Annotated in this window: 13 protein-coding genes, 2 pseudogenes and 1 riboswitch; of the genes and pseudogenes, 11 read left to right on the top strand and 4 right to left on the bottom strand. The window is 73.3% G+C overall.

The window, feature by feature from the left end; all coding sequences use genetic code 11:
* Positions 1-48: 48 nt before the first annotated feature.
* A complete protein-coding gene (locus H6X67_RS08885) occupies positions 49-1,572 on the bottom strand; it encodes a Na+/H+ antiporter NhaC family protein (protein ID WP_249367612.1) in 1,524 nt (507 codons plus the stop codon).
* A 127-nt stretch (positions 1,573-1,699) separates the two neighbouring features.
* On the opposite strand from H6X67_RS08885, the gene H6X67_RS08880 reads away from it, so the two are divergent.
* From H6X67_RS08880 to H6X67_RS08870, 3 genes are all read left to right on the top strand, one after another.
* Entirely contained in the window at positions 1,700-2,650 is a 951-nt protein-coding gene (locus H6X67_RS08880) for an alpha/beta fold hydrolase (RefSeq protein ID WP_249367611.1), read from the top strand.
* 147 nt (positions 2,651-2,797) lie between these two features.
* A complete protein-coding gene (locus tag H6X67_RS08875) occupies positions 2,798-3,001 on the top strand; it encodes a CopG family transcriptional regulator (RefSeq protein ID WP_249367610.1) in 204 nt (67 codons plus the stop codon).
* Entirely contained in the window at positions 2,998-3,366 is a 369-nt protein-coding gene (locus tag H6X67_RS08870; RefSeq protein WP_249367609.1) for a type II toxin-antitoxin system death-on-curing family toxin, read from the top strand. Before H6X67_RS08875 ends, H6X67_RS08870 begins: the two co-directional genes overlap by 4 nt.
* Before the next feature lie 98 nt (positions 3,367-3,464).
* On the opposite strand, the gene H6X67_RS08865 is transcribed toward H6X67_RS08870, so the two are convergent.
* Both H6X67_RS08865 and H6X67_RS08860 read right to left on the bottom strand, forming a co-directional pair.
* Positions 3,465-3,725, bottom strand: a complete 261-nt coding sequence (locus H6X67_RS08865) for a type II toxin-antitoxin system RelE family toxin (protein WP_249367608.1) — start codon at positions 3,723-3,725, stop codon at positions 3,465-3,467.
* A complete protein-coding gene (locus H6X67_RS08860; RefSeq protein ID WP_249367607.1) occupies positions 3,725-3,994 on the bottom strand; it encodes a type II toxin-antitoxin system Phd/YefM family antitoxin in 270 nt (89 codons plus the stop codon). The genes H6X67_RS08865 and H6X67_RS08860 overlap by 1 nt, the downstream gene beginning before the upstream one ends.
* Positions 3,995-4,237: 243 nt before the next feature.
* Between H6X67_RS08860 and H6X67_RS08855 the strand changes: the two genes are divergently transcribed.
* Positions 4,238-6,517, top strand: a complete 2,280-nt coding sequence (locus tag H6X67_RS08855) for a glycoside hydrolase family 3 N-terminal domain-containing protein (protein WP_249367606.1) — start codon at positions 4,238-4,240, stop codon at positions 6,515-6,517.
* A 72-nt stretch (positions 6,518-6,589) separates the two neighbouring features.
* The gene (gene hisD, locus H6X67_RS08850; protein WP_249367605.1) at positions 6,590-7,945 is read left to right on the top strand and encodes a histidinol dehydrogenase; all 1,356 of its coding nucleotides are present in this window, start codon (positions 6,590-6,592) and stop codon (positions 7,943-7,945) included.
* 44 nt (positions 7,946-7,989) lie between these two features.
* Here the strand turns inward: hisD and H6X67_RS08845 are convergent, their stop codons facing one another.
* Positions 7,990-10,374 carry a RecQ family ATP-dependent DNA helicase gene (locus H6X67_RS08845; RefSeq protein WP_249367604.1) on the bottom strand — a complete coding sequence of 795 codons (2,385 nt, stop codon included), beginning with the start codon at positions 10,372-10,374 and terminating at the stop codon, positions 7,990-7,992.
* 163 nt (positions 10,375-10,537) lie between these two features.
* A riboswitch (SAM riboswitch) is annotated at positions 10,538-10,633 on the top strand.
* A gap of 209 nt (positions 10,634-10,842) precedes the next feature.
* Between H6X67_RS08845 and H6X67_RS08840 the strand changes: the two are divergent.
* From H6X67_RS08840 to H6X67_RS08815, 6 genes and pseudogenes are all read left to right on the top strand, one after another.
* Positions 10,843-12,017, top strand: a pseudogene (locus tag H6X67_RS08840) (cobalamin-independent methionine synthase II family protein).
* 91 nt (positions 12,018-12,108) lie between these two features.
* Positions 12,109-13,317 (top strand): cobalamin-independent methionine synthase II family protein, encoded by a 1,209-nt coding sequence (locus H6X67_RS08835; protein WP_249367603.1) that lies wholly within the window; start codon positions 12,109-12,111, stop codon positions 13,315-13,317.
* Between the two features lie 61 nt (positions 13,318-13,378).
* Positions 13,379-13,816: pseudogene (locus H6X67_RS08830) on the top strand (cation:proton antiporter domain-containing protein); the annotation flags it as partial.
* Positions 13,817-13,949: 133 nt separating this feature from the next.
* Positions 13,950-15,071: a histidinol-phosphate transaminase gene (locus H6X67_RS08825; RefSeq protein ID WP_249367602.1), complete on the top strand. Its 1,122-nt coding sequence runs from the start codon at positions 13,950-13,952 to the stop codon at positions 15,069-15,071.
* A 34-nt stretch (positions 15,072-15,105) separates the two neighbouring features.
* On the top strand, positions 15,106-15,705 hold the full coding sequence (gene hisB, locus H6X67_RS08820; protein WP_249367601.1) for an imidazoleglycerol-phosphate dehydratase HisB: 600 nt from the start codon (positions 15,106-15,108) through the stop codon (positions 15,703-15,705).
* Complete coding sequence (locus H6X67_RS08815; protein WP_311765828.1) at positions 15,702-16,640, top strand: hypothetical protein; 939 nt, start codon at positions 15,702-15,704, stop codon at positions 16,638-16,640. Before hisB ends, H6X67_RS08815 begins: the two co-directional genes overlap by 4 nt.
* Positions 16,641-16,646: the final 6 nt, after the last annotated feature.

Raw genomic sequence — 16,646 nt, 5'->3', positions numbered from 1 at the left:
GGGGGCTCAGGTCGGCAGGAGGCGGCCTCGGGCGAGCCGGCCGCGCCGTCACCGGGCGTCGTGGCCCGGCCTGGTCAGCGCCTCGTACGCCGCTGACACCCGTGCGCGCAGGTCGGGCTCAGCAGGGTCACGGGGACGCTTCACGCCGGCGCTGACGGCCCAGGCCGACCGGCCCCCACTGGGGTGGAGGCCGACCGTGGCACCCGCAGGGAGGATGAGCTCCGAGATAGTGCCGCGTGTGAGACTGTCCGCGCTGGTGGCCCCGTGCGAGATGTCGTAGATCTCGAGGTTCTGGCGCAGACGATGTGCCGTTCGACGAATGACGAACACGGTCCGGTCTTCCAACGGGTGCCAGGGGATGCTTGCCGCAATGCGCGTGCGAGGGCGGCCAAGGAGAAACCGCCAAAGCGGGATCAGCCACCACTGGCAGGGTATCCACGCGAGGATCACTGGCCATATCGTGACCGACGTCTGTTCCAGAGCGGCTTCAATGAGCAGAATAACGACTGCCACGAGCATAAGTGTCGTTAAAATGAGGGGGAACAGGGCGTCATAACGCCCAGACTTCTTGCCGACTATGATCTGCGCCACTGCCTCACTGGTGGTGAAGATGAGGATGACAGCCATGACGGATGCCACGACTGTCGACACCAGAACAACAATGAGAACCGCGCGGCCAGCACCGCTGACTACCGACACGATAGACAAGACTGTCATGCTGACAGCGATATGGAGGCACGCCCACGCCAGGTGTCCCCACAGTGACGGTCGTCGACGGAAACCCGCGAGGGACAAGGGGGGCATGAATCTGGCCGGTGTGGTCTCAGATGCCTTGACTTGTTCCCACCACAGCGTGAGCGTCAAGAGCTTCAGCAGCGTCCTCGCGTAGCCGGCCATCGTACCCGTCCGAGTTGGGACGATGAGGTCCGGCAGACGCGCGCAGACGACAAAGACCATGCTGAGAAGCAGGAACATGAGAGCCTCGGAGACGCGGCGCCCGTCGTCGACGAATGACGACACGGCGTACAGCGAAATGCTCATACCGACAACCACCACGACTGCCGCCATGAGTGCTCGCAGCAGCTCGTCCCGGTCGTCGTCGTTGAGAACGCCTTCCAGCCAACCAGTCTGTGCTTCGATCCCCTCAGGGCGTGCACGCACTCGGCTCGAGAACGCGGCAAGTGCCACACCGATACCTACACCGACTGATATCGCTGTCAACAGGTCCTCACGAAACGAGTTGGAGCCGATCTGCTCGAAAAGAGACGACCAGGGCAGAGGCAACCGCCCGCTGCGGTCTGCGAGACCCATCATCAGGGCGGTCATGGTCAAGAGCAGAACAGTGAAAACCGGTGACATGATGATGAAGGCGAAAATAGGCAGGTTTTCACGCGAGTGACGGTGAGACAGCCACTCATACGCGGTTGGCAGCTCCTTGCCAGGTGATGCGGAGGTGCGCAGGCGGAAGGGCTCGGGACGCCTCGGCGCAGGCGCGGGTGGCGCCGAGGTGTCAGGGGCGCCTCTGCGACGCCGGGGCCGGAGGGACCGAAACAAGATCTTGAACGAGACCATGGCGCCAGGGTGGGGACGCCCTGCGACACGAATTCGTGCCGCAGGAGCGGCGGCGACACCGCTGCCATCGGCACGCGGCCCCGTTAGCCTGGTGTCTCAGCCCCCACCTGACAGAGAGGTCAGCCCCATGGCTCTGTACGAGGTCCCCTTCACCTCCACCAACGGCCGCGACGAGATCCAGGCCTGGATCTACACGCCCGCCACCACCCGCCCGCGCGGCGTCGTCCAGCTCATCCACGGCCTGGGTGAGCACTCGCGACGCTACCTCCACCTCATCGCCACCCTCGTCGAGCACGGCTACGTCGTCGCCGCCGACGACCACGCCGGACACGGCGCCACCGCCATGCGCTCGGGCATCTGGCAGGACACGGGCGAGCGGGGCGACGAGGTCGTCGTCGAGGACGAGCAGCGGCTGCGCGAGATCGTCACCGAGCGCTTCCCCGACCTGCCCTACCTCCTCTTCGGCCACTCCTGGGGCTCGATGATCGCCCGCGCCCTGTCCGCCGCGCACCCCGAGGGCCTTGCCGGCGCCGTCTACTGCGGGCCCGTCGCCCACATGCGCGGCCTGGAGGACCCGGCCCTGGAGCGGGCCCTGGAGGCGGCCATCGCTGAGCGCGGCGGGGAGGCGCTCGACACCGACGGGCTGTCCGCCCTCATGTTCGTCGGCGCCAACGACCGCTACGGCGAGGGCGTGCCCCCGACCGCCTGGGTCGCCCTCGACGAGGGGGTGGTCGCCGACCACGCCGTCGACCCCTTCAACAACTTCGGCGCCCCGATGACGCTGCGCTTCGCGAAGTCCTTCGGCGACCTGTACCGCCGCTGCAACGGGCCCGCTTGGGCCGCGTCCGTGCCCGAGGGCCTGCCCGTGCTCATCATCGCCGGGGACCAGGACCCGGCCGGCAACTTCGGTGAGGGCGCCTACGCGCTCGCCAACGACCTGTGGGCCGCCGGCCTGCGCGACGTGCGCACGCGCGTGTGGACCGGCGTGCGCCACGAGGTCCACAACGAGCCGACGACACGCACCGAGGTCGAGGTGGAGGTCCTCGCCTTCGCCGAGCGCGTCACCGCGCAGGCGTGAGCAGCCGCGTTCCGGCTCCCTGCTCGGGACCGGGGAGGGAGCCGGAACACGGCTGGCAAGCGGGACGGGACCCGGTCTCAGTGCCGGTGGACCTCACGGCGATGTCGCGACACCGCAACGTTGATACCGCACTGATACCGTTGTCGCATGGCCATGACGCTCCGGCTTGACGCCGACCAGGACCGCATCCTCACCGAGCTCGCCGCCGCTCAAGGGCTCTCGAAGCAGGAGGCCGCCGCCCGCGCCATCGTTGAGACGGCTGAGCGGCACCTGCACCAGACCCGGGTCGCCGACCTTGCCGAGAAAGCGGCCCAGCGCTACGCCGACCTCCTGGACCGCCTCGGCCAGTGACCGCCTACCTCGACCTTGAGGACCTGCTCGCCCTCGCCCACCGTGTGGGAGCGCCGGGCGTCAGGGACCTCGGGCTGTTGTCCTCGGCCGCTCAGCGCCCTGCGACCTCGCTGTACGGCAACGAGGTCTACCCGGGACTGGCTGCCAAGGCGGCTGTGCTGCTCGAGTCCATCGTCCGCAACCATGCGCTCGTGGACGGCAACAAGCGCCTCGGCTGGATGAGTCTCGTCGTGTTCCTCGGCCTCAACGGCGCCAACCTCGACGAGCCCGACGACGAGGCTTACGATCTCGTCGTCTCCGTCGCCGAGGGCCGTTGCTCCTGGGAACAGACCCGGGACTGGCTCGAGCGCCACGGCGTCGGCTGACAACCATCTCTCCGGCACGAGCCGGGGGCGAGGAGCAGTCTCCCTGATGCATCGACGATGCTTGACATCGACGCAGGGCAGGAGGAGTGGTCCCGGTCTCAGTGCCGGTAGACCTCACGGCGGTGTCCCACGCGGATGACATCGACGACGAGCGCGTCGTCGAGCACGTCGTAGATGACTCGGTACTGCCCGATCCTGAGCCGCCAGGCGTGCTTGCGCGCCTCAAGCTTGCGCGATCCGACCGCGCGCGGGTTCTCGGCCAGCTCTCCGATGGCGTGCACGAGCCGACGGCGGTCCGCCCGCTCGAGACGCGCAAGCTGCTTGAGGGCCTTCTTGGTCAGCTCGACGCGGTACGGCATCAGTCAAGCTCGTCGAGGAGGGCGCGAGCGTCCTCGAAGGAGATGCGCGTTCCGTCGTCCTCCGCTTTCGCCTCGTCGTAGGCGATGACGTCATGCGCCTCCTCAAAGTACTCGAGGGCCTCAAGGTCCTCGACCGGGACGACGACGGCGGCGAGCTTGCCGTTGCGGTTGATACCGATGCGCTCATGCCCGAAGGCCGCCCGGCTGACGACATCGGAGAGACCCGCGCGCAGCTCGCGGGTGGTGACAGTAGTCGTCAGGGTATCCATGTCGACATATTAGACTATGTGTACACAATGCCACAAGTGGTGGCGTGCCCGTGCAAGGGCCCGGGCACGGGCCCCGCCAGTCCGCCGCCGTTACGATCAACGCACCCAGCGAGCCGGGTCCCACCAGAGAGCCCCTCGCCGTCGTCGCACACCGGTGAAGGAGCCCGACGTGACCACCGCCGCCCAGACCGACCCCGTCGTCACCCTGCACCACCAGGAGGGCGGCCCCGCCCTGGGAACCCCATGGCCCCCGTCATCGAGGTCGACGGCCTCCTGTTCAAGGACCTCGCCCGCACCGGCGAGCTCTTGCCCTACGAGGACTGGCGCCTGGACGCCGCCACCCGCGCCGCGGACCTGGCCGGGCGCCTGACGATCGAGCAGATCGCCGGCCTCATGCTCTACTCGCCCCACCAGGCCGTGCCCAACCCCGGCACCGGCCCCTTCCCCGGCACCTACGGCGGGCGCACCCTCGCCGAGGCCGGCCTGCCCGCCTGGGCCCTCACCGACCAGCAGGTCGCCATGCTCACCGAGGACCACCTGCGCCACGTCCTGGCCATCACCCTCGAGCCGGCGGACACCGCCGCCCGCTGGAGCAACGCCATGCAGGCCCTGGCCGAGTCCTGCCCGCTGGGCGTGCCCGTCAACACCTCATCCGACCCCCGCCACGGCGCCGCCGAGGCCACCGGCGCCGAGTTCGCCACCAGCGCCGTCGACGTCTCGCGCTGGCCCGAGGGCCTGGGCATGGCGGCCCTCTTCGAGCCCGAGCGCGTGCGCACCAGCGCCGCCATCATCTCCCGCGAGTACCGGGCCCTGGGCATCACGACGGCGCTCGGACCCCAGATCGACCTCGCCACCGACCCGAGGTGGATGCGCCTGCAGGACACCTGGGGCCCGCACGCCGGGCTCACCAGCGACTACGCGCGCGCCTACTGCGACGCCATGCAGACCACCGAGGCCCCCGAGCACCAGCCGGGCGCCGCCCTCGGCCTGCCCGCCCTCGAGCACTCGGCCACCGACGCCGGCTGGGGCGCGGGCAGTGTCGCCACCATGGTCAAGCACTGGCCCGGCGGCGGCACCGGCGAGGCCGGGCGCGACGCCCACTACGGCTTCGGCAAGTTCGCCGTCTACCCGGGCGGCAACGAGGCCCAGCACCTCGTGCCCTTCACCGACGCCGCCCTCCGCCTCGAGGGCCCCACCGGGTCCGCCAGCGCCGTCATGCCCTACTACACGGTCTCCTGGGCCTACCGCGCCCCGGATGGCACCGTCACCAACGACTCCACCACTAGCGACGGCAACAGCCCTGCCCCGCGGGCCAACGCCTACAACCGCGTCATCGTCCACGACATGCTGCGCCAGCGCTACGGCTTCGACGGCGTCGTGTGCACCGACTGGGGCGTCACCGCCGACCCCGACCCCGAGATGAGCGCCTTCGGCCAGCGCTGCTACGGCGTCGAGGACCTCAGTGTCGCCGAGCGCCACGCCCTGGCCATCGACAACGGCGTCGACCAGTTCGGCGGCAACAGCGACGCCGGACCCGTCATCGAGGCCTACCGCCTCATCGCCGAGCGCGACGGCGAGGCCGCCGCCCGTGAGCGCTTCGAGGCCTCCGCCGCCCGCCTGCTGCGCACCTTCTTCCGCGCCGGCCTGTTCGAGAACCCCTACCTCGACCCCACCCAGTCCACGGCCGTCGTCGGCTGCGAGGCCTTCATGGAGGCCGGCCGGGCCGCCCAGCGCGACAGCCTCGTCCTCATCAAGAACCGTCGGCCCGACGGCGGGGCCGTCCTGCTGCTGCCCGCCACCACCCGGCGCGCCTGGGTCCCCACCCGCCACGTCGACGCCTCGCTCGGCTTCATGCGCCTGCCCGAGCCCGCCCGCGACATCGACCCCTACCGGGCCGGCGGGGCGGCCCTCGAGCGCGCCGCCGACCCGCGTGAGGCGGACGTCGCCGTCGTGTTCATCGAGTCCCCGCTCAGCGAGCAGTACAGCGCCGCGGACCGCGAGGCCGGCGGCAACGGCTACCTGCCCATCTCCCTGCAGTACGGCCCCTACACGGCCCACGCCGCGCGCGAGAGCTCCATCGCCCAGGGCGACTTCCGTGAGACGGCGCACCCGGACCGCAGCGTGCACGGCAAGACCGCCACCGTCCACAACGCCCATGACCTCGACGCCGTGCGCGCCGCCCGCCGGGCGATGGGGGACAAGCCGGTCGTCGTCGTGCTGCGCATGCACAACCCCACCGTCATGTCCGAGGTCGAGCCGCTGGCCGACGCCGTCGTCGTGGACCTGGGCGTGGCGCAGGAGCACGTGTGGGAGCTGCTGCGCGGACGCTTCGAGCCCAGCGGCCTGCTGCCGGTGACGATGCCCGCCTCCATGGAGACGGTCGAGGCCCACGCCGAGGACCTGCCCTTCGACTACGAGGCCTACACCGACGCCGCCGGCAACCGCTACGCCTTCGGCTTCGGCCTCGGCTGGGACGGCGTCATCGACGACGAGCGCACCCGCCGCTACACCGCCCGCTCCTGACACGCACCGGGCCGGGTCCTCGGAGCCCGGACACCGTGTCCCCTCCCGCGGCCGCACCGCTACCCTGGCGCCATGCTCACCCGCATCGACCTGCGCGACACCGACCTCACCGCTCGCGAGCTCGCCGAGGCCCTGCCCCGTGCCACCCTCGACGTCGCGGCCGCCCTCGACGCCGTGGCCCCCACCATCGAGGACGTGCGCTCCCGCGGCGCCGCGGCCCTGCGCGACGCGGCCGAGCGCTTCGACCACGTGCGCCCCGAGCACCTGCGCGTGCCCGCCGCTGCCCTCACCGAGGCCCTGGGGAGCCTGGACGGGGCGGTGCGCGAGGCCCTGGAGCTGTCCATCGCCCACAACCGCGCCGGGCACGCCGCCCAGCTGCCCACCGAGCGCGTCACCGAGATCGTCCCCGGCGGCACCGTCACCCAGCGGTGGGTCCCCGTGCGCCGCGTCGGCCTCTACGTGCCCGGCGGGCTCGCCGTCTACCCCAGCTCGGTCGTCATGAACGTCGTCGCCGCGCAGGTCGCCGGCGTCGAGCAGGTCGCCCTGGCCTCCCCGCCGCAGAAGGAGCACGGCGGCCTGCCCCACCCGACGATCCTCGCCGCCTGCGCCCTGCTGGGCGTCGACGAGGTCTACGCCGCCGGCGGCGCCCAGGCGGTCGCCATGCTCGCCTACGGCGCCGCCGCCGAGACCGCGACCGACCGGGCCGACATCGCCGCCGCGGGCGGCAGCGGCGAGCAGCTGTGCGAGCCCGTCGACGTCATCACCGGCCCCGGCAACATCTTCGTCGCCGCCGCCAAGCGCGCGGTGCGCGGCGTTGTCGGCATCGACGCCGAGGCGGGCCCCACCGAGATCGCGATCCTCGCCGACGCCACCGCCGACCCCGAGCTGCTGGCGGCCGACCTGCTCTCCCAGGCCGAGCACGACCCGCACGCCGGCAGCGTCCTCATCACCGACTCGCCCGCGCTCGCGGACGCCACCGACGCCGCCCTGGAACGACGCGCGGCCGCGACCCGGCACGCCGAGCGGGCCAGGACGGCCCTCACCGGCCCGCAGTCCGGCACCGTGCTCGTGCGCGACCTCGAGCAGGCCCTCGCCGTCACCGACGCCTACGCGGCCGAGCACCTGGAGATCCACACGGCCGACGCCCCGGCGGTGGCGCACCGGGTGCGCAACGCCGGTGCCATCTTCGTCGGCCCCTACTCGCCGGTGCCGCTGGGCGACTACCTCGCCGGCTCCAACCACGTGCTGCCCACCGGGGGCACGGCCCGCTTCGCCGCCGGGCTGAGCGTCATGGCCTACCTCAAGCCCGTCCAGGTCATCGAGTACGACGCCGCCGCGCTCGCCTCGCTCACGGGCCCGCTCACGGCCCTGGCCGAGTCCGAGGACCTGCCAGCCCACGGCGAGGCCGTCCGGGCCCGGCTGCGCTAGGGCCGGCCCGCCGCGTGGGGGAGCACCGACGCGAGGGGAGGGCCTCAGCGCTGGGCCAGGACGAAGGGGCGCACGCTGGCCGCACCCGCCTCGCGCAGCAGCGCGGCCGCGACGGTGAGCGTCCAGCCCGAGTCCGTCCAGTCGTCCACGAGCACCACGTGGGCGCCCTGCAGGCGCGCGAGCGAGCTGCGGGGCCAGTCCTCGAGCGTGAGCGAGCGGGCGACGTCCGCCAGGCGGAAGGCGGAGCCGACGGCGTGGCGCCCAGGCTCGCCGCGCACGGCCACGACCCCCAGCGGCGGCGCGGCCAGCGTCCGGGCCACCGCGTTGCCCAGCTGGCGCACCAGCTGCGGGCGGGTGCGGGAGTCGACGAGCACGACGACGAGCCCGCCCTGCCCGTCCGGCGCACCGGCCTCCTCCTGCGGCTGCGCCAGCCCACCGAGCCTGACCGCGACCTCGACGGCCGCCTCGCGCAGCGCTGCCGGGACGCAGCCGTCCCCGCCGCCGCGCGCCTCAGGCACCGGCCCGCTCACCGCGCTGGGGCCGGCTGAACCGGGCGCACCGGGGTCGGCGGGACCCTCCGCAACGGGGGCGCTGCCCGCGGCCGGCTCGACGAGCTCCCTCAGGGCGCGGGACACGCCGAGCCCGTCCAGGCGCCCGACGGCCAGGCCCGCAGCCGCCCGGCTGCCCTCGGGGATGCGCCCGCGCAGCGCGGGCAGGCCCAGGCGGTCCATACCCGTGGGCCACTGCCGGCGCGGCTCGATGGCCACCCCCACGCGCGCCAGCGAGGCCCGGGCCGCCTCGACCTCCTGCTCGCCCGCCACGACGTCGAGCACCAGGCCCCCGCACAGGTCGCAGGCCCCGCAGCGCCACCCCTCGGGCATGGCCGGGTCGTCGAGCGCCGAGCGCAGGAAGGCCATCCGGCAGCCGGGTGCCTCAAGCGCCTCGTAGGCGAGCATGAGCTCCTGCTCGGCCAGCCTCGCGGCCTCCACGCGCGCGTACCGCTCGGCGTCGTAGGCCCACTCGGCGCCCGTGGAGACCCAGCCCCCGCGCACCCGGAGCACCGCGCCGTCCACGTCCAGCACCTTGAGCATCGACTCCAGCCGCGTGCGCCTCAGGCTCGTGACGGTCTCGAGCACCGCCGTGCTCATGGGGCCCTCGCCGCCCGCGCGCGCGGCCTCCAGGGCGGCCAGGACCTCACGGACCTCCTCCTCGGGCGGGAAGCCCTGCGCCCCGAACCACTCCCAGATCGAGCGGTCCTCCGCACCCGGCAGCAGCACGACCTCCGCCCGGTCCACGCCACGGCCGGCACGCCCGACCTGCTGGTAGTAGGCGACCGGGGAGGCGGGCGCCCCCACGTGCACCACGAAGGTGAGGTCCGGCTTGTCGAAGCCCATCCCCAGGGCGGAGGTCGCCACCAGGGCCTTGACCCGGTTGGCCTTGAGTTCCTCCTCCAGGCGCTCGCGCTCGGCCGGGTCCGTATGGCCCGTGTAGGCGGCCACCTCGAGCCCCGCCTCACGCAGGCGCTCACTGACCTCGACGGCCGCGGACACCGTGAGGCAGTAGACGATGCCGGAGCCGGGCCTGGCACGCAGGTAGCCGGTGAGCCAGGCCAGGCGGGTGGCCGCGTCCGGCAGGGCGCGCACGGCCAGGCGCAGGGAGCTGCGCTCGAGCGTGCCGCGCAGCACGAGCACACCCGGGTCCCCGGGTGCCGCCGGCCCCGCGGGGGAGCCCTCGCGCACCCCCAGCTGCTCGGCGACGTCCGCCGTCACCCTGGCGTTGGCGGTCGCCGTCGTCGCCAGCACGGGCGTGCGCTGCGGCAGCCCGGACAGCAGGGTGCGGATGCGCCGGTAGTCGGGGCGGAAGTCGTGGCCCCAGTCCGAGACGCAGTGCGCCTCGTCGATGACGACCAGGCCGGCGTCGGCGGCCAGGTGGGGCAGCACCTCGTCACGGAAGACCGGGTTGTTGAGCCTCTCCGGGGACACGAGCAGCACGTCCACCTCTCCGACGCGCACCTGCTCCTCAATGGCACCCCACTCGGTGGCGTTGGACGAGTTCATCGTCACCGCGCGGATGCCCGCCCGGCGCGCGGCCGCCACCTGGTCGCGCATGAGGGCCAGCAGCGGCGAGACGATGACGCTCGCTCCCGCCCCGCTGCGTGACCCGGGGCGGGGCAGCGGGTCGCCCTCGCGCCATCCCGCCCAGCCCTCGCGCAGCAGCACGGTGGCGACGAAGTAGACGGCCGACTTGCCCCAGCCGGTGCGCTGGACCACGAGCGCGCGGCGGCGCCCGACGACGAGTGCCTCGACCGCCCTCCACTGGTCCTCGCGCAGGCGGGTGTCCTCACGCCCGACGAGCGCGCGCAGCACCGCCTCGGCGCGCTCGCGCACGGGTGAGGACGGCGGGCTCGCAGCAGCAGTGGTGGTGTCCATACCGCGCACGCTAGCGGCAGGACCTCACCAGTGAGCAGCGCCGGGGCCCGCGGCGGGCGGTCCGGGCAGTGCCGCCGGGCGGGACGGGCGGCGCTCCCGGGCGGGGTGTCCGCATGGCGGGCCGGGACCCGCACCCGTGAGGACGTCGTGTACTGTCCCAGCACAACCATCCCGAGCGGCTGAGAGACCTGGCTCCCCGACGCCGCAGCAACCGCCCCGCCCCGACGGCGGACGGTGCTCCTGCCAGGAACGATGGAAGGACGAGACCACCGTGACCACCGGACGCGGGCACCACCCCCGCACCTCGAGGACGGAGAACCCCCTGCCCACGCAGCAGCGTGCCGCAGGGGAGGCCATGCCCCGCTGAGGCGCCCGGCCGCCTCAGCCCCAAGCCGTGCGCGAGCGCGCCCGGCGCCGGTCCCCACCACCCGCACGACGGCACCGCCGTCGGGACTGACAGGACCACCCATGACCACCCGTATCCGCACCACCCACGTCGGCTCCCTGCCGCGCACCCGCACCCTGCTCGACGCCAACAGGCGCCACGCCTGCGGCGAGCTCGACGACGCCGCCCTGCGCGAGGTCCTCGCCCAGGAGGTGGCCGCCGTCGTCGCCCGGCAGGCCGGCCACCTCTCCACCGACCCCGTCGACTACTCCGCCTGGTGGACCTACTCCTTCGCCCGTCTGTCCGGCATCAGCCTCCACGACGTCGAGGACCTGCCGTCCACGGGCGTGCGTGAGCCGCGCTCCGGCCGGGGCTGCTCACGCTGTCCGCCTTCACCGACCGGCGCGACTGGAAGGCCTTCCACGAGGCCTACGCCGACCCCTCCAGCGGCATCGGCTTCGCCGGCGCGCCCGAGCGCGTCCCCGTCATCACCGGCCCCCTGGCCTACACCGGCACGGACCAGGTCGCCCGCGACGCCCGCCTGCTCACCGACGCGCTCACCGCCGTCGGCCGCGACGCCTCCGACGGCTTCGTCGCCGCCCTGTCACCCGGCTGCCTGGCCCGCCTCGCCGACGCCCACTACGCCGACGACGAGAGCGTCCTGGCCGCGGCAGCCGAGGCCCTGCGCACCGAGTACCGGGCCATCACCGACACGGGCCTGACCGTCCAGGTCGACGCCCCGGACCTCGCCGAGTGCTGGGACCAGGTCAATCCCGAGCCCACCATCGACCAGTACCGGGCCTGGCTCGCCCCGCGCATCGAGGCCCTCAACCACGCCCTGGAGGGCATCGACCCGGCCCAGGTGCGCCTGCACGTATGCTGGGGCTCCTGGCACGGCCCGCACTCGACCGACATCGCCCTGGCGGACCTCGTGGACCTCGCTCTGGCGGTCAACGCCAACGGACTGTCCTTCGAGGCCGCCAACGCCCGCCACGAGCACGAGTGGCGCCTGTGGGAGACCACCGAGCTCCCCGAGGGCAAGTACCTCGTTCCGGGCGTCGTGTCGCACTCGACCAACGTCGTCGAGCACCCGGGCCTCGTCGCCGACCGCATCGAGCGCCTGGCCCGCCTCGTGGGACCCGAGCGCGTGGTCGCCTCCACCGACTGCGGCCTGGGCGGGCGCGTCCACCACCAGATCGCCTGGGCCAAGCTCACCGCCCTCACCGAGGGCGCGCGCCTGGCCTCCGAGCGCCTGTGAGCGCCCGCCGAGCCCCCGCGGGCCACCGCACCAGCAGCCCCCGCAACCACCACCGCTACCCGCACGCCCCCGCACAAGCAAAGGACACGAGATGACCACCCGCATCCGCACCACCCACGTCGGCTCCCTGCCGCGCACCGACGCCCTGCTCGAGGCCAACGCCGCCCACGCGGCCGGCGCCCTCGACGACGCCGGCCTCGCCGCCGTCGTCACCGCCGAGACCGACGCCGTCGTCGCCCGCCAGGTCGCCACCGGCATCGACATCGTCAACGACGGCGAGTACGGCCACTTCATGGCCGAGAAGGTCGACTACGGCGGCTGGTGGCAGTACACCTTCGACCGCTTCTCCGGGCTCGAGATCGTCACCGAGCTGCCCGAGCGCAGGCCCACCCCCGCCGGCAAGCTCGAGCTCGACGCCATGGGTGCGCGCCGCGACTGGACCACCTTCGCCGACGCCTACAGCGACCCCACCTCCGGCATCCACCTGGCCACCATGAAGGCCCCCGTGTGGCCCACCGTCACCGGCGAGATCCGCTTCACCGGCCACGAGGTCGTCACGCGCGACGTCGAGGCCACCCTCGCCGCCCTGGCGAAGGCCGGCAAGCCCGTCTCCGACGGCTTCATCGCCTCCATCTCCCCGGCCGCCGCCGCGAGGATCGGCAACTACTACTACGAGGACGACGAGGCCGCCGTCTGGGCCTGGGCCGAGGCCCTGCGCGAGGAGTACCGGGCCATCACCGACGCGGGCCTGACCGTGCAGATCGACGCCCCGGACCTGGCCGAGTCCTGGGACCAGTTCATCGTCGAGCCCTCTCTGGAGGACTACCGGCGCTTCTCCGAGGTGCGCATCGAGGCCCTCAACCACGCCCTGGAGGGCATCGACCCGGCCCTGGTGCGCTACCACGTGTGCTGGGGCTCCTGGCACGGGCCCCACTCGACCGACCTCGGCTTCGACAAGATCGTCGACCTCGCCCTTGCGGTCAACGCCAACGGCCTGTCCTTTGAGGCCGCCAACGCCCGTCACGAGCACGAGTGGAGGATCTGGAAGGACATCGTCGCCGACGGCGCCCTGGCCGACGGCAAGTACCTCATCCCCGGTGTCGTCGGCCACGCCACGAACGTCATCGAGCACCCCGAGCTCGTCGCCGACCGCATCGAGCGCTTCGCCGCCGCCGTGGGCCCCGAGCGCGTGGTCGCCTCCACCGACTGCGGCCTGGGCGGACGCGTGCACCCCCACATCGCGTGGGCCAAGCTCGAGGCTCTGGCCGAGGGAGCACGCCTGGCCTCCGACAGGCTCTGAGCCGCACGGGCCCGTGGCAGCGGGCCTGGTGCGGCCGGTCCGCCACCGTAGGCTGGCCACCGTGACGCCTCTGCTCATCGCGGTCGTCGGCCTGCTCGTCATCGCCGCCTGCCACCAGCTCGCCCCCAAGGCCGGGGTCGCCTCACCACTCATCCTGCTCGCCCTGGGCATCGGCACCGGCTTCCTGCCCTGGGTCGACGCGATCGAGGTCGACCCCGACCTCATCCTCCAGGTGGTCCTGCCGCCGCTGCTGCTCGCCGCGGCCGTGTCCATGCCGGTGATGGACTTCCGCCGGGAGCTGCGCTCCGTGTCCGTCCTGGCCATCGGGCTGGTCGTCATCAGCGCGGTGGTCCTCGGGGCGGTGGTCCACCTCCTGGTCCCCGCCGTGCCCCTGCCCTGGGCCATCGCGCTGGGCGCGGTGCTCAGCCCCACCGACGCCGTCGCCGTGGCCATCGCCCGGCGCTCGGGCGTGAGCCACCGCGTCATCACCGTCCTGGAGGCGGCCCTGGCGCGCCTGGACGACGAGGAGATCATGCTCAGCGCCCACCACTGAGACCTGGGGCCCGGCAGGCGGGCCGGCCCCCGCGTGGACACCCCCGCGGACGGCGCGCCCCTCCTCCTACACTGCGGGCGTGAGCAACCTCCCCCTGCGCCCCGGTCTGGCGGGCGAGACCCCCTACGGCGCCCCCGAGCTGGACGTGCCGGCCCGGCTCAACGTCAACGAGAACCCCTACCCTCCCTCGCAGGAGGTCGTCGACGACATCGCCGAGGCCGTGCGCGCCGCCGCCACCCGTCTCAACCGCTACCCGGACCGCGAGCTCCCGGCCCTGCGCCAGGCCCTGGCCGACTACCTCGCCGTCGAGTCCGGTGTGCGGGTGCCCTGGCAGCAGGTCTGGGCCGCCAACGGGTCCAACGAGGTGATGCTCCACGTCCTGCAGGCCTTCGGCGGCCCCGGCCGCGTGTGCCTGTCCTTCACCCCCACCTACTCGATGTACCCCGAGTACGCGCGCGACACCCTCACCGAGTACGTCACCCTCGCCCGCAGGCAGGACTTCACTCTCGACGTCGGGGCCGTGCGCGAGGCCATCGCCGCCCACCACCCGGCCGTCGTCATCCTCGCCAGCCCCAACAACCCGACGGGCACCGCCCTGGGACTGGACGACGTGCGCGCCGTCCTCGACGCCGCCCGCGGCTCCGGCCCGCTCGACCGGGACGGCTCCCCCACGGACACCGTCGTCGTCGTGGACGAGGCCTACGGCGAGTTCCGCCGCCCCGGCGTGCCCAGCGCGCTCGAGCTGCTGGCGGACCATGAGCACCTGGCTGTCAGCCGCACCATGAGCAAGGCCTTCGGCATGGCCGGACTGCGCCTGGGCTACCTCGCCGCCACCAGGGAGCTCGTCGACGCCCTGCGCCTCGTGCGCCTGCCCTACCACCTGTCCGCCGTCAGCCAGGCCGCGGCCCTGGCCGCCCTGGCGCACCGCGACGAGCTCATGAGCCAGGTCGCCTCCCTGCGCGACGAGCGTGACGCCACCGTCGCCTGGCTGCGCGAGCAGGGGCACACGGCCTTCGAGTCCGACGCCAACTTCGTCCTCTTCGGCCCCTTCGAGGACCGCCGGGCCGTCTTCGAGGCCCTGCTCGAGCGCGGCGTCCTCGTCCGCGTCGTCGGTCCTGACGGGTACCTTCGGGTGTGCATGGGCACGCCGTCGCAGATGGAGGCCTTCCGCACCGCCCTGACCGCCGTCACCCAGCCCTGAGCCACCCGCGCCCCACGAGACCAGGAGACCCCGCATGGCCCGCACCGCCCGCATCGAGCGCACGACCAGTGAGTCCAGCGTCGTCGTCGAGATCGACCTCGACGGCACCGGCAGGACGGACATCGACACCACGGTCCCGTTCTACGACCACATGCTCACCGCGCTGGGCAAGCACTCCCTCATCGACCTGACGGTGCGCGCCCAGGGCGACACCGACATCGACGTCCACCACACCGTGGAGGACACGGCCATCTGCATCGGCGAGGCCCTGAGGGCGGCGCTGGGGGACAAGCGCGGCATCGGCCGCTTCGGAGACGCCCTCGTCCCGCTCGACGAGGCCCTCGCCCAGGCCGTCGTCGACATCTCCGGACGCCCCTACCTCGTCCACACCGGTGAGTCCGAGGCCTTCGTCCACCACCTCATCGGCGGCCACTTCACGGGCTCCATGGTCCGCCACGTGCTCGAGGCCATCGCCTACCACGCCGGCATCTGCCTGCACGTCAACGTCCTCGCCGGACGCGACCCCCACCACATCGCCGAGGCGGAGTTCAAGGCCCTGGCCCGGGCACTGCGCACGGCCGTGTCCCCGGACCCCCGCGTCGAGGGCGTCCCCTCCACCAAGGGCTCGCTGTGAGCGCGCGCGAGGACCTGCCCGAGGAGGTCCCGGGGCAGTCGGGTGCCCAGGGGGGCACGGAAGCCCCCGGCAGCCCGGGCGGCCAGGACATCGACGCCGAGTTCGCCGCCCTCATGGCGCACCTGGACCTGCCCGGGAGCGCCGACGGCGCCGACGACGCTGCCGCCCCCGGCGCGGACGGGGACGACGAGGCCGACGCCCAACGGGACCAGGAGGACGCCGAGGAGGACGAGGCCCCTGCGGGCGTGTCCCTCGAGGACGTGCCCCACAACACCTACCGCGACCCCGAGGCCCTGACCGTGCCCGAGGTCGAGGTCCCCGACGACCTGTCCTCCCTCGCCGGCCTGGCCCCGCTCGGCCCCGCCGGTGAGGCCGTGCCCGCCCCCGTCACCCAGCCGGAGGGCCTGCCGCACGCCGTCAAGGTCGCCGTCGTCCTCACCCCTGTGGCCAGCGCCCAGGCGCTGGCGCAGCTGTGCGCCGCCAGCGACCTGGACTGCACGGTCGTGCCCTCGGGCTCGGGCGCCCTGGCCGTCAAGGAGCTCGTCTCCTCCCACGCCGAGTGGGACGTCAGCGAGCTCCTGGCCGGCGCCCAGACCGAGCCGGTCGAGGCGGCCGAGCTCGCCGGCGCCCTCTCACGCCTGTCGAGGGCCGGCGTCGTGCTGCTCACCGCGGACCTGGCCACCGACGTCGGCATCGAGTCCGGCCTGTCGGGCACCATCACGGCGCGCCACTACGCGGGCGGCACAGCGGGGCAGGAGACGAGCGCCGGTCTCGTGCTCGCCGCCGCGGACCCGGTCGTCGAGGACATCCTCGTCGGCATGACGCGGGCCCAGGACGTGCGCGGCGCGCTGCGCACCAGCGAGGTGCGGCCCGGTCGCACCGCGCGCTGGCTCGGGCGCGGCCTGCGCGGGCGCAAGGGGCCCGGCGCGCAGTGAGCCGTG

Source organism: Actinomyces sp. AC-20-1, from assembly GCF_023369555.1.
Taxonomy (GTDB): Bacteria; Actinomycetota; Actinomycetes; order Actinomycetales; family Actinomycetaceae; genus Actinomyces.
The sequence above is the reverse complement of the archived record's forward strand: the minus strand, read 5'-3'. Positions and strand labels throughout refer to the sequence as shown.

What these genes read in the sequence shown, in the direction of transcription:
- H6X67_RS08885 (WP_249367612.1), bottom strand. Translation starts at nt 1,572, where the DNA reads ATGGTCTCGTTCAAGATCTTGTTTCGGTCCCTCCGGCCCCGGCGTCGC.
- H6X67_RS08880 (WP_249367611.1), top strand. Translation starts at nt 1,700, where the DNA reads ATGGCTCTGTACGAGGTCCCCTTCACCTCCACCAACGGCCGCGACGAG.
- H6X67_RS08875 (WP_249367610.1), top strand. Translation starts at nt 2,798, where the DNA reads ATGGCCATGACGCTCCGGCTTGACGCCGACCAGGACCGCATCCTCACC.
- H6X67_RS08865 (WP_249367608.1), bottom strand. Translation starts at nt 3,725, where the DNA reads ATGCCGTACCGCGTCGAGCTGACCAAGAAGGCCCTCAAGCAGCTTGCG.
- H6X67_RS08860 (WP_249367607.1), bottom strand. Translation starts at nt 3,994, where the DNA reads ATGGATACCCTGACGACTACTGTCACCACCCGCGAGCTGCGCGCGGGT.
- H6X67_RS08855 (WP_249367606.1), top strand. Translation starts at nt 4,238, where the DNA reads ATGGCCCCCGTCATCGAGGTCGACGGCCTCCTGTTCAAGGACCTCGCC.
- hisD (WP_249367605.1), top strand. Translation starts at nt 6,590, where the DNA reads ATGCTCACCCGCATCGACCTGCGCGACACCGACCTCACCGCTCGCGAG.
- H6X67_RS08845 (WP_249367604.1), bottom strand. Translation starts at nt 10,374, where the DNA reads ATGGACACCACCACTGCTGCTGCGAGCCCGCCGTCCTCACCCGTGCGC.
- H6X67_RS08835 (WP_249367603.1), top strand. Translation starts at nt 12,109, where the DNA reads ATGACCACCCGCATCCGCACCACCCACGTCGGCTCCCTGCCGCGCACC.
- hisB (WP_249367601.1), top strand. Translation starts at nt 15,106, where the DNA reads ATGGCCCGCACCGCCCGCATCGAGCGCACGACCAGTGAGTCCAGCGTC.